Annotated in this window: 16 protein-coding genes; 12 read left to right on the top strand and 4 right to left on the bottom strand. The window is 45.1% G+C overall.

The genetic code is table 11. The annotated features are described in order from the left end of the window. Position 1 precedes the first annotated feature (1 nt). From ACKVDP_RS00170 to ACKVDP_RS00150, 5 genes are read left to right on the top strand one after another with little or no spacing between them, the layout of a single operon-like run. A complete protein-coding gene (locus tag ACKVDP_RS00170; RefSeq protein WP_409226782.1) occupies positions 2-1372 on the top strand; it encodes a CpaF family protein in 1371 nt (456 codons plus the stop codon). A 2-nt stretch (positions 1373-1374) separates the two neighbouring features. Then, positions 1375-2334: a type II secretion system F family protein gene (locus ACKVDP_RS00165; RefSeq protein WP_409226781.1), complete on the top strand. Its 960-nt coding sequence runs from the start codon at positions 1375-1377 to the stop codon at positions 2332-2334. Positions 2335-2360: 26 nt separating this feature from the next. Beyond that, positions 2361-3275: a type II secretion system F family protein gene (locus tag ACKVDP_RS00160; RefSeq protein WP_409226780.1), complete on the top strand. Its 915-nt coding sequence runs from the start codon at positions 2361-2363 to the stop codon at positions 3273-3275. A 21-nt stretch (positions 3276-3296) separates the two neighbouring features. Continuing rightward, the gene (locus ACKVDP_RS00155) at positions 3297-5288 is read left to right on the top strand and encodes a VWA domain-containing protein (RefSeq protein WP_409226779.1); all 1992 of its coding nucleotides are present in this window, start codon (positions 3297-3299) and stop codon (positions 5286-5288) included. Further along, positions 5278-5613 (top strand): DUF192 domain-containing protein, encoded by a 336-nt coding sequence (locus ACKVDP_RS00150; RefSeq protein WP_409226778.1) that lies wholly within the window; start codon positions 5278-5280, stop codon positions 5611-5613. Before ACKVDP_RS00155 ends, ACKVDP_RS00150 begins: the two co-directional genes overlap by 11 nt. A gap of 34 nt (positions 5614-5647) precedes the next feature. On the opposite strand, the gene ACKVDP_RS00145 is transcribed toward ACKVDP_RS00150, so the two are convergent. Next, positions 5648-7174 carry a helicase HerA-like domain-containing protein gene (locus tag ACKVDP_RS00145; RefSeq protein ID WP_409226777.1) on the bottom strand — a complete coding sequence of 509 codons (1527 nt, stop codon included), beginning with the start codon at positions 7172-7174 and terminating at the stop codon, positions 5648-5650. Positions 7175-7266: 92 nt separating this feature from the next. After that, positions 7267-7671 (bottom strand): DUF4332 domain-containing protein, encoded by a 405-nt coding sequence (locus ACKVDP_RS00140; RefSeq protein WP_409226776.1) that lies wholly within the window; start codon positions 7669-7671, stop codon positions 7267-7269. A gap of 122 nt (positions 7672-7793) precedes the next feature. On the opposite strand from ACKVDP_RS00140, the gene ACKVDP_RS00135 reads away from it, so the two are divergent. Next, positions 7794-8195, top strand: a complete 402-nt coding sequence (locus ACKVDP_RS00135; protein ID WP_409226775.1) for an acyl-ACP thioesterase domain-containing protein — start codon at positions 7794-7796, stop codon at positions 8193-8195. Between the two features lie 28 nt (positions 8196-8223). Further along, on the top strand, positions 8224-8544 hold the full coding sequence (locus tag ACKVDP_RS00130) for a hypothetical protein (RefSeq protein WP_409226774.1): 321 nt from the start codon (positions 8224-8226) through the stop codon (positions 8542-8544). A gap of 1 nt (position 8545) precedes the next feature. Here the strand turns inward: ACKVDP_RS00130 and ACKVDP_RS00125 are convergent, their stop codons facing one another. After that, complete coding sequence (locus tag ACKVDP_RS00125; RefSeq protein WP_409226773.1) at positions 8546-9037, bottom strand: hypothetical protein; 492 nt, start codon at positions 9035-9037, stop codon at positions 8546-8548. A gap of 141 nt (positions 9038-9178) precedes the next feature. Between ACKVDP_RS00125 and ACKVDP_RS00120 the strand changes: the two genes are divergently transcribed. The 3 genes from ACKVDP_RS00120 (at position 9179) to ACKVDP_RS00110 (ending at position 10929) form a co-directional block, all read left to right on the top strand. Then, positions 9179-9649, top strand: coding sequence for a methylglyoxal synthase (locus tag ACKVDP_RS00120; RefSeq protein ID WP_409226772.1), 471 nt, complete (start codon positions 9179-9181; stop codon positions 9647-9649). 218 nt (positions 9650-9867) lie between these two features. Next, positions 9868-10065, top strand: coding sequence for a cold-shock protein (locus tag ACKVDP_RS00115; protein ID WP_409226771.1), 198 nt, complete (start codon positions 9868-9870; stop codon positions 10063-10065). Positions 10066-10182: 117 nt separating this feature from the next. Further along, positions 10183-10929 (top strand): peptidyl-prolyl cis-trans isomerase, encoded by a 747-nt coding sequence (locus ACKVDP_RS00110; protein WP_409226770.1) that lies wholly within the window; start codon positions 10183-10185, stop codon positions 10927-10929. A gap of 59 nt (positions 10930-10988) precedes the next feature. Here ACKVDP_RS00110 and namA read toward each other — a convergent pair whose 3' ends face one another. Continuing rightward, on the bottom strand, positions 10989-12005 hold the full coding sequence (namA, locus tag ACKVDP_RS00105; RefSeq protein ID WP_409226769.1) for an NADPH dehydrogenase NamA: 1017 nt from the start codon (positions 12003-12005) through the stop codon (positions 10989-10991). Positions 12006-12156: 151 nt separating this feature from the next. On the opposite strand from namA, the gene ACKVDP_RS00100 reads away from it, so the two are divergent. Continuing rightward, a complete protein-coding gene (locus tag ACKVDP_RS00100) occupies positions 12157-13140 on the top strand; it encodes an RnfABCDGE type electron transport complex subunit D (protein ID WP_409226768.1) in 984 nt (327 codons plus the stop codon). After that, positions 13137-13727, top strand: a complete 591-nt coding sequence (locus ACKVDP_RS00095; protein ID WP_409226767.1) for an FMN-binding protein — start codon at positions 13137-13139, stop codon at positions 13725-13727. The genes ACKVDP_RS00100 and ACKVDP_RS00095 overlap by 4 nt, the downstream gene beginning before the upstream one ends. Positions 13728-13730: the final 3 nt, after the last annotated feature.

Genomic DNA, 13730 nt, shown 5'->3' with positions numbered 1-13730 from the left:
CATGGGAAACGGTTCCTTTAACTTCAAGAATTTAAAGCAAAATGGAGAACAGACAGCACATGACCAGGGAACGGGGGAGATATTGCTCCGAAAGCGGAAGGAGCTGGAGGAGATAGCCACGGAGACACTTTCCAGGGTCATCGAAACCATTTCAGGAACTGTAAATACAGAGGACAAGCTCTTTAAAAAGCAGGTTCTTGACGATACAAACAAGATAATAAATGATATTCTTGTGGAGTCCAAGCGTAATCTTTCCTTCGGGGACAAGCAGAGGGTTGCAGGCTATGTGATGGATGAGGTTTTCGGCTACGGTCCAATCACCCCCCTTATAAACGACCCCACAGTAACAGAGATTATGGTGAACTCTCCCCAGGATGTGTTTGTTGAGCGTAAGGGGAAAATAACAAGAACGGAGGTCTCCTTCAGGGACGACACCCATATTATGCATACAATTGACAAGATTATTTCCCCACTTGGACGGAGGGTGGATGAAAGCTCTCCAATGGTTGATGCCAGACTTCCAGACGGATCCCGTGTGAATGTTATAATACCTCCCTTGTCAATCAAGGGACCTACCATCACGATCCGTAAGTTTGCAGTTGAGCCCTACAACCTGGAGGACCTGATAACCATGGGTACCCTGACGGCTGATATTGCAAAGCTAATAAAGGCCTGTGTAAGGGGAAGGATCAACATCATCGTTGCAGGAGGTACCGGTAGCGGTAAGACAACCCTCCTTAATGTAATATCAAACTTCATACCGAACAATGAGCGTATAGTTACAATAGAGGATGCAGCGGAGCTTCAGCTGCAGAAGGACCATGTTGTATCCCTTGAAAGCAGACCTCCAAACATTGAGGGCAAGGGACACGTGGCAATCAGGGACCTTGTGATCAACTCACTTAGGATGAGACCTGACAGGATAATCGTCGGTGAGGTCAGGGGAGGAGAGGCACTGGACATGCTCCAGGCCATGAACACAGGTCATGACGGGTCTATTACGACAATACATGCCAACAGCCCCAGGGATACCCTTGGGAGGCTTGAAACAATGGTAATGATGTCTGGAATGGATCTTCCATCAAGGGCCATCCGTGAACAAGTGTCCTCGGCAATCAACCTTATTGTATTTGTTGCAAGGATGACAGACGGTACCAGAAAAGTAATGAAAATCACAGAGATTGTAGGGATGGAAGCGGATACAATAACCCTTCAGGATCTCTACATCTTCAAGCAGGAGGGCTTTGACGAGGGTGGCAATGTATTGGGTAGACACGTTCCAACTGGAATCGTGCCAAAGTTTATGGAAAAATTGAAGGCCTATGGCGAAACAATACCTGCATCTGTTTTTAACACTGACAGGAGGTTATAGCCATGATTTATCTTATATTTATTTTGGGATTTCTTACAGTGCTTTTTATTTTTCTCGGACTCTATTCCCTTCTTTTCAATAAAAAGCTAAAGGTCGCCAACAGAATGGACATGTACCTGGCTGACGAGGAGGAGGTTGGAGAGGAAGAGGACATAACCTTCAAGGAATTTGTCCTAAGGACAATCGGAGGTGTTGGAAGGGCGGTATCAAGGAAGTCATACATGGAGGATAAGAAGACCAAGCTCCAGCAGGCATACATCTTTATGAGGGTTGAGGAATTCCTTGGACTTTCACTCCTGGTGGCGGCTGGTTTGGGTCTCTTCTTGTTTCTATTGACCAGAATGTGGTTTATCGGTCTTGCAGGCTTTCTTCTGGGATTTAGAATTCCTGATGTTGTAGTTACAAATACAAAGAAAAAGAGGATGAGGCAGCTGAACTCTCAATTGCCTGAGTCTTTGACAATACTTTCAAACGGTCTTAGGGCAGGATTTAGCTTTATTCAGGCCATGAATGTGGCTGCAACGGAAATGGAATCACCAATAAGGGATGAGTTCCTGAGGATCATCAGGGACAATTCAATCGGAAAAACTCTTGACGATGCCCTTATGGACTTTTCAAACAGGACCGATGATGAGGATATAGACATGTTTGTAACAGCCCTGATCATCCAGCGTAAGGTCGGAGGAAATCTGGCTGAGATTCTTGATACAATTGCAGCAACAATAAGGGACAGAATGAGAATTAGGGGAGAGATAAAAACTTTAACTGCCCAAAGTAGAGTCTCTGCGATACTAATATCTATGTTGCCATTTGCTTTTGCTATTATTATAAGTATTTTCAATCCTGATTATATTATGGAGCTTTTCCAGAGTACAATAGGAATTATACTTGTAGTTCTGGCCATATTCTTCCAGATAGTAGGAGCATTTATTATGATGAGGCTTGCGGATATTGAGATCTAGATAAAATGGGACAAGAAGGTGATCTTATGATGATACTTGCATATTTATCAGTCATAGCATTTGTGGCATACCTTGTACAGATTATTTATGGGTTTGCATTTAAGCGCAGGGAAAAGGTAAAGGGCAGACTGCACGAATTGGAGCAGGACTTTGTTGACCCAACGGATGAATCCGTTCTTCAGGAGCCTTTCAAGGAAAGGATCATCAAGCCTGCCTACCAGAAGTTCACAGCATTACTTGGACGGACAACTCCACAGGGAATCAGCAAAGCAATGGAAAGGACAATAATCCAGGCCGGTTCTCCTGGAAATATCAATGTAAACAGATTGGTTTCAATGATGTTTATGGTTGCGATCATACTTCCCGCTTTTTACTACCTATTGCTACAGGCAACAGGTATTGAAGTGAATATTCTTATGATAATTCTACTTGCCCTTGCAGGCTTTATTCTTCCCTACTATATCCTTAACATTAAGGCAAGAGCCAGAAGAGCCAAGATACAGAAAAGTCTTCCGGATATGCTGGACCTGATATTTGTTTCAGTTGAGGCAGGCCTTGGCTTTGATATGGCACTTAAGAGAACGACGGAAAAGATGCCTGGACCTCTTTCAGATGAAATCAACAGAGCCATTGATGAAATAAACAAGGGAAGACGGAGAGAGGATGCCTTAAGGGGAATATATAAGAGGACAGGTGTAGATGATATATCATCCTTTATTACAGCTGTTATACAGTCCGAGCAATTGGGTAGCAATATAGCAAATATGTTGAGGGTACAATCAACATCAATGAGACAAAAAAGAAGACAAAGGGCTGAAGAAGCTGCGATGAAGGTTCCAATAAAGATGCTTTTTCCATTGGTATTTTTAATGTTTCCTGCATTATTCATAGTGATCCTTGGGCCAGCTTTTATAAGGATCATGAGTGTATTCGCAGATTAGTAATAAGCAGGGGTGATGACAGTGATAAAAAAAGCAGCGGTCAAAAAAGCAATTTTAATACTACTAATACTGGGAATGGCTATGCCATTCCCTGCCTATGCCGACCCTTTGGAAGACCTTAACTCCGAGAAGCTGGCTGTTTCACTTGTGGTTGACACATCCGGGAGCATGATCCGGACCGACCCTGAAATGCTTAGACGCAGGGTTGCAGACATATTCATAGAGATGCTAAATCCCGATGATTATCTGGGTATTGTCATTTTCAATTCAGAGGTAACACTGGCTGTTCCACCACGGAGGATGGAAAGTGAGGCAGTAAGGACCAGCTTCAAGGAAAGCATCCAGGACAGGCTTGCCGGCACGGCAGACACTGACTATGTCCAGGCACTTCTTGCTGCGGAAAATCAGCTTGATGCCATCGCTGACTCTGATGCGAGAAAGCTTATAATTTTCCTGACCGATGGAAGACCTGACCCTGATCCGGTAAATGTACCACCAGGCTCTCCCCAGATGGAAAGCTACATGGACACCCTGTGGACCAGGACGGCTTCAATATCCGGGAAGGCTTATCCGGTTTATTCAATTGCCTTCTCAGATGACATCGACGTTGAGATACTGAACAGGATAGCCGAGGAAACAGGTGGGGATGTTAGGATCTACAGGGATGCAGCAGAGCTTGACCAAAACCTGATTCAGATTCTGCAGTCAAGGGAAGAGATAATCCAGGAGCTGCTGGCTCCTGCAATAATACAGGAGGCCATAGGAAAGCCTCAGCTGATAAACGAGTTCTGGCCCAAAAGGGGAGGCTACCGCCTAGGTGAAGCTGAAACAGTGGTTGCCTCAATAAGGGTTGGGAACAGAAGCGTGGGAGAAGGCCCCCTATTACAGGTGGATAGCTTCAATTTTGTTGTGGAGAAGGAAAACGGAGAGGTATCAAGACTTCCCCTCCTTGATGATGGGGGAGAGGCCAGTGGAGATATAATGGCTGGAGATGGCCGCTGGACAACAAGGTGGAGCATTTCCAGCGAGTATTCAGCAAGGGTCTACCTTGAGGCATCAGGAACCTACAGGGATGAGGCATTTGACCTTAAAAAGGATCTTGGAGAGATATTCACCGCTGCACCAGGTAGGGTGACAATTTCCGCAGGGCAGGAGAGCCTCTGGGTAAAAGCCGGTGAGACCCTGACCATACCACTGATAGTGGAAAACAGGTCTCCATTTGCGGAGGTGCTTGATGTGCGGGCTGAAGGTGATCTGGGTGACCTTAGAAGCAGTCAGGTTGAGATTGGACCTGGAGCCACCAGGACCGTAAACCTGTTTATAGATACGGATTCAGGTATATCAAAGGGAACAAGTGACCTGAGGATCATAGCAAGACCCCTTCATCCTGAAACTGAGCTTAACAGCAGCATGGTAGGTTACCAAGTGGAGACTGTTGGCTTCTTTGGAAACATTATAAATAGCATTGGGGAGAATATGCTCCTGGTTTCAGTTCTTGGAGGAATATTTATCCTTCTGCCACTTCTAATATTTGTACTTGGAAATCTTTTCTACATGATCCTTGTTTCTCCCGCAACAAAGATCAGGGGAACCCTTCAATACTGGAAGGATGGTAAGGAAAAGGACAAGAAGGAGTTCAACCTTAAGGCTGCAAAAAGAAATGAGGTCAGGATCTCCATGGATATTGAGGACAGGGCTGATTTCAATCTGGGCAGCACCAGATACAGCCACGATATCATCATAGGTAAGAAGCTGTTGGTAGAGGGAAGAAAATTCATCATTGGATGGAAGAAGCTATTTTCAAATAAGCCCATGACATCCACCTATATAAAGACAACATTGCCAGGGATACTGAATTTTAGAAATGACATATACACTGAGATGAACCTCTATGATGGAATGGAGTTCGTATCAGGAGAGTTCAATTTCAAATACTCCATGGGCGATAAGAAATGGTCCAAGGGAGAAGAGGCAGGCAAGGATATCCTGGAGGGTCGTACAAATGGCTTCTAGGATGCTTGTTAACGGAAAGGTTGTTTTGGAAAGGATAATAATGGCTGATACCTACACAAAAAGGCTTCAGGGCCTTCTTGGAAGAAAGGGACTGGATGAGAGGGAGGGGATGATGATCCTTCCCTGTAACTCAATCCACACCTACAGGATGAAGTTCCCAATAGATGTGCTCTTTGTGGATAGGGACAATGTTGTGGTGAAGGTCCTTCGGGACTTCAAGCCTGGAAGGATGGGTCCTCTGGTCTTTAAGTCCCACTTTGTCATGGAGGCTGAGGCGGGAGTTTTCAAGGACGTCAATGTGGGAGACAAGCTGGAATTCAAATAGGGAGCAGCGATCGCCTGCTCCCTTGGTTTGTTTTTTACTTAAAGAAATTACCCACATTGCCAAGAAGTCCTCTTGCAATTTTTCTTCCAACATCTCCTGTCAAGGTGTTTACTGCTGTCCGTCCCACCTTGTAGAGGGGATTGTTTTTTCTTGCCCTTTCACGCTCCTTCTTTTCCTTTTCGATTTCCTTTTCCCGAGCCTTTCTCAGCTTCTCAGCTTCCTTTTCCTCAAGCTCCCGGATTTTCGCTTCCTCTTCCTGGTGTTGCTGAGCCACTATCTTCTCATATTTTGCCTGGATAATCTCATAGGCTGATTCCTCATCAACGGCATCCTTGTACTTGAAGTTCATGGGAGAGTTGTCAATGATCCCTTGTCTTTTGGCTGGATCCAGGGTCCCGATGACACTCCTTGGGGGAGCGATGAGGGCCCGTTCAACAATTGAGGGCTTGCCCTCCTCATCCAGGAAGGACACAAGTGCCTCACCTGTCTTAAGCTGGGTTATGGCCTCTTCAACCTTGAAGCTCGGATTCTGCCTGAAGGTCTCTGCAGCTGCCTTTATTGCCTTCTGCTCCTTGGGAGTGTAGGCACGGAGGGCATGCTGGATCCTGTTTCCAAGCTGTCCAAGGACATTGTCCGGTATGTCCGCAGGATTCTGGGTCACAAAGAATACGCCAACGCCCTTGGAACGTATTAGCCTTACAACCAGCTCAATCTTCTCCATGAGGGCCTTGGGTGTGTCGTTAAAGAGCAGATGAGCTTCATCAAAGAAGAAGACCATCCTGGGCTTCTCAGGATCCCCAACCTCAGGTAGCTGTTCGAACAGCTCTGACAGCATCCATAGTAGGAAGGTGGAATAAATTCTAGGTGAATTGAAAAGGTCCTGGGATGCCAGTACATTAACCATCCCCTTGCCGTTAGGGTCTGTCATAAGAAGGTCCTGGATATCAAGTGACGGCTCGCCGAAGAACACGTCTCCTCCCTGGGATTCCAGCGTAAGCAATGACCTTTGTATGGCACCGATTGACTGGGGTGCGATATTTCCGTACTGAAGGGAGTATTCCTTTCTGTTGTCTCCAAGGTACTGGAGCATGGACCTCAGGTCCTTAAGGTCAACAAGAAGCCATCCGTTCTCGTCGGCAACCCTGAAGGCTATATGGAGAATTCCCGTCTGGGTTTCGTTAAGGTCCAGAAGCCTGGATAGAAGGATTGGTCCCATCTCCGTAATATCAGTCCTTACAGGGTGACCAAGCTTTCCATACACGTCCCAAAGTCTGATGGGGAAGGACCCAAACTGGAAGTCCTCAAGGCCGATTGTATTGATCCTTTCCTTTAGCTTGTCGTTCATGGATCCAGGCTCGGCAAGGCTTGCCAGGTCTCCCTTTACATCCGCAAGAAATACAGGCACTCCTATATCGCTGAAGTGCTCAGCCAGGACCTTAAGTGATATTGTCTTACCGGTACCTGTTGCTCCTGCTATAAGTCCGTGTCTGTTGCTCATCTTTGAAAGAAGCTCCACTGTATTGTCGCCCTTTCCAATTGTAAATCTATAGCCTTCCGACATCTATTCGTCCTCCTTTTGTCTCTTTTATATTATTGTATTACAGTGGAAGAAATTTTACAATGAAAAAGGAAGCTACTTATGTAGCCTCCCCTTTAGTGTTTTACAACCTTGGGCAGATCCTTAGCCCTGATAATCCAGTTCTCAATCTGCTTCTGCGCTGGAAGACCCCTGACCACCGGTCTATTTGAGTTTACTTCCTTCATTTTTTCCAATACACTGGCTGCGTTTCTTCTTGCCAACTCAGGAACTGAATCGATTCCTGCAATTTCAAGTATTTCAGCATATTGGGGGCCAATTCCCTTGACTCGATAAAGATCGCAATGATTTACCCATGTAAGTAAGAGCTTCTCGCTGATGCCTGTTTCCTTGGCTAGCTTTGTGCGACCCTTCTTATCAGCTGCAACTTCCAGTAACTTTTCTGTAGTGTCGATCCCTGCTTCCTTGAGCTTTGCTTCGTACGCTTCTCCTACTCCTTCAATTGCATTGATTTTTGCCATAATTACCCCCCTTTTCGTTATCTTAATACTTATATACCACAAATTAGTAGATTGTAACATTTATCCAAAATATTTGAAAAAAATCATAGGTTTCGTGTATAATATCTTTTGGAGGGATAAAAATGAGCAAATTTTGGAAGGAATTTACAGTACCATACTACGATACATACAGGGAAGGCTACATTAGGCCTGAAAATATACTGGCATATATGGCCGAAACATCAAATTGGCATTCAGACAGTCTTCAGGTTGGCTTCAGGGAGCTGTCCAGGAATGGACATGCATGGATGCTCCTTCGCTGGGAGGCTGAGATACTGAAATATCCAAGGGCAAAGGAAAAGGTGAGGGTGGGAACCTGGACCTCCAGCTTTGACCGATTCTATGCAACCAGGGAATTTGTACTTACTGGTGGGGACGGGGGGGCTCCTTGCAAGGGCCACCACAAAATGGTTCTTTCTGGATATAGAAAAGAGGAGACCAAAGAGGATCCCCGAAGAGATACAGAGGTCCTACAGCTTTGTTGAGGAATTCAATTTTAAGGATTTTACGGAAATGAGGGAGGCCCATGGTGACATTGTGGAGTCAAAACCCTTCAGGGTCAGAAGAAGTGATATCGACAACAACGATCATGTTAACAATATAAGATACATTGAGTGGATGCAGGAGGGGCTTGACGAGAGCCTATATGAAAATATGCGCATCCAAAGGCTTGGAATAGTATACAGGAAGGAGGTTCTCCTTGGGGACTCCTTCACGGTGGGCTTTATGAGGGATAAAGACAATCCTGGACATATGGATCATGTGATTTCAGTGGATGGAGAGGTAAATGCACAGGGGTATACAAAATGGGCAGAAAAAGGACTTCTAGAATAATCTAGAAGTCTGTTTTTTCGATCTTTCCCTTTTCATTCAGGACCATCATTGTGATCTTGTCAAGAACAGGTACATCGTCAACCTTGATGCACTCCAGGGTGTGGATTTTCTTTCCAACAGCCTTGCCCGCCTTGAAGTTGGCCTTCATTACCTTCATAAGTGATACTGGATGCTCTGGCTCCTTAAGTGAAACGAATGCAGTTCCCTCAACTCCGATTGCATCTCCCACAAGCTTTTCAAAGTCAAGATTGTCAAGTCCTGGAATTAGGAAGAACTCTGTTTCCTTCTCAAGGTCCTCAAAGCCCTTGACCTGTACATTTGAGAATTCCTTTTTAGCAACAGCCATCAGTGAAGCCATTAGAGGTCTTATTCCAGCTGATCTGTGTCCGGAAACAACGATCGACTCCTTGTTCATGATTGCAGCCTCAATGTACTCACCCTGGTCCTGTGTCATAAACTTCTGATCTACAAATTTCTGAATCATTGGATTCATGGGATCACTCCTTCTTATAGTATGTTAATTACATTCTATCATAAAACTGAAAAACAGTAAGGATAAATATTGCATTTTAATTGTTTTTCATGGAAATATTTTTCACCTGTGGTACAATCATATCATGAGGAGGAGATGCGGATGGTAGGAGCAAGCTCAATACTGGGGAAAAAGAAGAAAATCGCCCTGATTGCCCATGACAACATGAAGAAGGAACTGATCGATTGGGTGAGGGAGAACAAGGAGATACTTTCAGGGCATCATCTTGTTGGAACGGGTACGACATCAAGACTTATCGAGGAGAGAACCGGACTTCCAGTAAGAGGCTACATGTCCGGACCATTAGGGGGAGACCAGCAGGTGGGCGCCAGGATTGCCGAGGGAGCCATAGATTTCATGATATTCTTCTGGGATCCACTGGAGGCTCAGCCCCATGATCCTGATGTAAAGGCACTTTTAAGGATTGCGGTTCTATATGACATCCCCGTTGCAAACAACAGGGCATCTGCAGATTTCATTCTGAGCTCGCCATATATGGACAAGGAGTATGAAAGGCACCTGGTTGACTTTGAAAATGTGTTAAAGGACAGGGTTAACCTCTTCAACAAGTAAAATTGTCAGAAAAGCATATGAATTCCGGTAATTTTTTGTAAATTGGCAAAAATCCCTTGCAATTTAGCCCTAAGGGTGTTATTATGAACATGAGCTTTAATTCAGGAGTAATAAAAAGAAACAACAATTTTGGTTTACCTTTTCAGAGTATAACTCAAATTTATTGTTGTAAAGGTTACATGAATTAAAGAAATAAATAAATTTTTGGAGGTTATGCAATGAAAGGTACAGTAAAATGGTTTAACGCAGAAAAAGGATTTGGATTTATTACAACTGAGGAAGGCAACGACGTATTTGCTCACTACTCACAAATTCAAAAAGACGGCTTCAAGACTCTTGAAGAAGGTCAAGAAGTTGAGTTTAAGGTAGTTGAAGGTCAAAAAGGTCTTCAAGCAGAAGATATAACAGTAATCTAATTTAGACTCACGAACCTCCTGGATCATTCCGGGAGGTTTTCTTTGTGTATGGAGGTTTGACAAGGTCTTGAGCCTGTGTTAAGGTTTAGAGGAATATATTTAAAAAGGAGAGATTAGATGACTGACCAACAATTGGTTGCAGTAGTTAACGGTAAGGAAATATCAAGGGGAGACGTTCTGAAGTTCCTTAATGACATGGGACCTCAGGTGGCCATGCAGTTTCAATCCCCAGAGGGTATAAAGAGAGTTATTGAGGAAATGGTTAATCAGGAGCTTCTTTATCTTGATGCCATTGACCAGAACATGAATCAGGAGCCTGAGTTCAAGGAGACACTTGAAGCCACTGAGAAAAACCTTCTTAAGGGCTACGCCTTCAGCAAGCTTGTTGAGGGAATCGATGCTCAGGAGGAAGAGATGAAGGAATTCTTCCAGGAGAACAAGGCAGCATTCAGTCAGCCAGAAACTCTGAAGGCAAGCCATATTCTTGTTGAGGAAGAGGACAAGGCCAAGGAGATCATCCAGGAGCTTAATGACGGACTTGCATTCGAGGAAGCAGCGGCAAACTATTCATCATGTCCTTCAAAGGAAGCAGGAGGAGCATTGGGCGAGTTTGGCAGAGGCCAAATGGTACCTGAGTTCGAGGAAGCGGCCTTTAATATGGAGATAGGAACAGTATCAGAGCCTGTAAAGACTCAGTTTGGATACCACATAATCCGTGTGGATGCAAAGAACCAAGCGGATGAGCCAGACTTCGAAGAGGTTAAAGACCAGGTTCAGCAGCAGGTTCTTGCAAGAAAGCAGGAAGAGAAGTATCAGAACAAGATATCAGGGCTTAAGGTCAAGTATCCAGTGGAGATCTACTAAGAGACCTAAAAACCACCTTTCGGAGTTTTATTATTCCGCAAGGTGGTTTTTCTTTGCCCTTATCTGTAGGCCCTGAAATACTGGTCGGGGTATCTTGATTCAATTCCCTGGCTGTGCATATTGTTCATGACCCAGTTGGGATTTCTGAGGAGCTCCCTTCCAAGGGCAACAAGGTCTGCACGACCGTTCTGGAGGATTTCCTCCACCTGGTCAAAGTCCTTTATGAGACCAACTGCAATTGTTGGTATTTTACATTCATTCCTTATCCTGTCGGCATACTGGACCTGATATCCGGGATAGAGGTTCATCTGGGCGGGAGCAATGGCTCCTGTGCTCACATGTACCATATGGACCATATCCTTCACCTGATCCACAATCCGAACGATCTCATCCCCATCAATACCGCCGGGTAGGTAGTCAGTGGCTGACACCCTTATGATAAGGGGCTTGTGGTCCGGCCATACCTCCTTTACTTCCTTTAGAACCTCCTTGAGTAATCTTGTCCTGTTCTCAAGAGTACCTCCATACATGTCATCCCTCTTGTTGGTAATGGGGGATAGGAATTCATGTATCAGATAGCCGTGTGCTGCGTGGATCTCCAAAAGGTCATAGCCTGCAAGGAGTGCCCTCCTGGCGGCAGCCTTGAAGCTCCCTACAACTTCCTTTACCTCTTCAATGCTGAGTTCTCTGGGAGTTCTGTAGTCCTGGGAGAAGGCTATCGGAGATGGAGCAACAGGGATGTCTGATTCCGATTCCGACTTTCTGCCTGCATGGGCAAGCTGGATTCCTGACCTAGCTCCGTAGCTCTTCACTATTTTCACCAGGTCTGCCATTCCCTGGATATGGTCGTCAGACCAAAGTCCCAAATCCCTGTCGGATATCCTTCCCCTGGGTTCAACGGCTGTTGCCTCCTGGATTATAAGTCCTGCACCGCCAAGTGCCCTTGCTCCATAGTGCATTTTGTGGAATTCCTTGACAGTCCCTGTGCCGTCGCTTGAGTACATGCACATGGGGGGCATGACTATCCGGTTGTTCAGCTCCAGGCCATGTATGGTGTATTTTTCAAATGTTTTCATCCTTTTATCACCTCGTCCATATTTATACCACTAAATTATGTAATAATATCATAATAGTTTTGTGTATCTAAATAATATTGAATTAATCATCCAAAATGTGGTATTAATATAGTATGGAATTTATTACTTATATCAACTTGGAGGTGATCTTTTGTTTTCAGATCTGGTGTCAAAATACTTTATTAAGCAGAAAATGATGAGAACTGTAATAGTCTCACTTATTCCACTTCTGCTGGTGGCTACATATTATTTCGGTTTGAGGGTATTATTATTGTTATTTGTGGTTGGAGTATTCGGTATTGGAACAGAATACCTTTACGAAAAGAAGAACAACAAAAAGATTTCGGAGGCGGTCCTGATAACCTGCATGCTTTATACAATGACCCTTCCGCCGTCAACGCCATTCTGGATAGCGGCTGTGGGGATTGTTTTTGGCGTACTTTTCGGTAAGATGGTCTTCGGAGGCTTCGGAAAGAACATATTCAATCCTGCCTTGGTAGCCAGGGCTTTTGTTTATGTCTCATTCCCAGAGCCCCTTACTATACAATGGACAAACCCGTCCATGGGATTTCCGGGAGGCTTCGCTACATATCTTAACGAGGGAATAGAGATGGTTTCAACAGCAACCCCAATGCTTCTCTACAGGGATTCAGGGGCGACCCTTCCATTTATGGACCTGCTTATTGGAAACGTTTCGGGGTCTATTGGAGAGACAAGTGCGATTCTTGTCCTTCTTGCCGGAGCATACCTTATCTACAAGAAGGTTGCTTCATGGGAGATCATGGCGGGCTGTCTGGTTGGGTTTACAGCCTTAAGCTCAATCCTATACTTTGCTGGAGTTCCATCGGTTCCAAACCCACTTTATGGGCTTGTGGCAGGAGGCTTCCTCTTCGGTACTGTCTTTATGGCAACCGACCCTGTATCAGGGACAAAGACAAAGGAAGGCAAGTGGATCTACGGCATAATAATCGGTGTGGTAACTGTAATAATCAGGGGCTTTGCACTGTTTGCAGGGGGCGTTATGTTTGCCATACTTATCGGCAACACCTTCTCGCCGATAATTGACGAGAGTATCAAGGCATACAAGAACTACAGGAAGGAAAAGGCTGAAGGCAAGAAAGAGGTGACAGCATGAAAAAGACATTCTGGTACCCAATAGTTTTCATGGCTCTCCTAACTGCCATCTTCACCTTTATACTGGCCTACATGGACTACTCAACAGCTGAGAGGGTGGCGGCGAATGAGGAGTACGAGCTGCAGACAAAGATACTTTACGTATTCGACATAGACTACGAGGATGATAGCGTCCAGGCAGTCGATGAGCTTTTCAACAATAAGATAACCCTGGAGGACGATGTTTACATATACCGCGAAGGTGATTCCCTTGAGGGCTACGCATTTCCTGTTGCAGGGTCCGGCCTGTGGGGTAGCATAGTGGGGTATGTTGGAATCTCAGAGGACTACAATACAATTCTTGGTCTAACCTTTACCCAGCAGTCGGAAACACCAGGTCTTGGAGGTAGGATTGAGGAGGAGGAATTCCTCAGCCAGTTCAGGGACCTTGACATAGGGGATGCCTCTGAGGAGGAATACGTGGTCTATAACCCGGCTCCTGGCGGCAACGTGGATGCAATAGCTGGAGCAACCTTGACATCAAAATCAGTTGCAAACTTTATGAATGATGACATTCATAGTTTCTTGCAGGAAAGAGGGGGGGAATAGGTC

The sequence above is a fragment of the Gudongella ferriphila genome (assembly GCF_046224405.1).
Taxonomy (GTDB): domain Bacteria; phylum Bacillota; class Clostridia; order Tissierellales; family Tissierellaceae; genus Gudongella.
This window is presented reverse-complemented; position numbering and strand designations above follow the sequence as displayed.

Coding starts and splice junctions, on each gene's coding strand:
- ACKVDP_RS00170 (WP_409226782.1), top strand. CDS start 2: ATGGGAAACGGTTCCTTTAACTTCAAGAATTTAAAGCAAAATGGAGAA.
- ACKVDP_RS00165 (WP_409226781.1), top strand. CDS start 1,375: ATGATTTATCTTATATTTATTTTGGGATTTCTTACAGTGCTTTTTATT.
- ACKVDP_RS00160 (WP_409226780.1), top strand. CDS start 2,361: ATGATGATACTTGCATATTTATCAGTCATAGCATTTGTGGCATACCTT.
- ACKVDP_RS00150 (WP_409226778.1), top strand. CDS start 5,278: ATGGCTTCTAGGATGCTTGTTAACGGAAAGGTTGTTTTGGAAAGGATA.
- ACKVDP_RS00145 (WP_409226777.1), bottom strand. CDS start 7,174: ATGTCGGAAGGCTATAGATTTACAATTGGAAAGGGCGACAATACAGTG.
- ACKVDP_RS00140 (WP_409226776.1), bottom strand. CDS start 7,671: ATGGCAAAAATCAATGCAATTGAAGGAGTAGGAGAAGCGTACGAAGCA.
- ACKVDP_RS00135 (WP_409226775.1), top strand. CDS start 7,794: ATGAGCAAATTTTGGAAGGAATTTACAGTACCATACTACGATACATAC.
- ACKVDP_RS00130 (WP_409226774.1), top strand. CDS start 8,224: ATGAGGGAGGCCCATGGTGACATTGTGGAGTCAAAACCCTTCAGGGTC.
- ACKVDP_RS00125 (WP_409226773.1), bottom strand. CDS start 9,037: ATGAATCCAATGATTCAGAAATTTGTAGATCAGAAGTTTATGACACAG.
- ACKVDP_RS00120 (WP_409226772.1), top strand. CDS start 9,179: ATGGTAGGAGCAAGCTCAATACTGGGGAAAAAGAAGAAAATCGCCCTG.
- ACKVDP_RS00115 (WP_409226771.1), top strand. CDS start 9,868: ATGAAAGGTACAGTAAAATGGTTTAACGCAGAAAAAGGATTTGGATTT.
- ACKVDP_RS00110 (WP_409226770.1), top strand. CDS start 10,183: ATGACTGACCAACAATTGGTTGCAGTAGTTAACGGTAAGGAAATATCA.
- namA (WP_409226769.1), bottom strand. CDS start 12,005: ATGAAAACATTTGAAAAATACACCATACATGGCCTGGAGCTGAACAAC.
- ACKVDP_RS00095 (WP_409226767.1), top strand. CDS start 13,137: ATGAAAAAGACATTCTGGTACCCAATAGTTTTCATGGCTCTCCTAACT.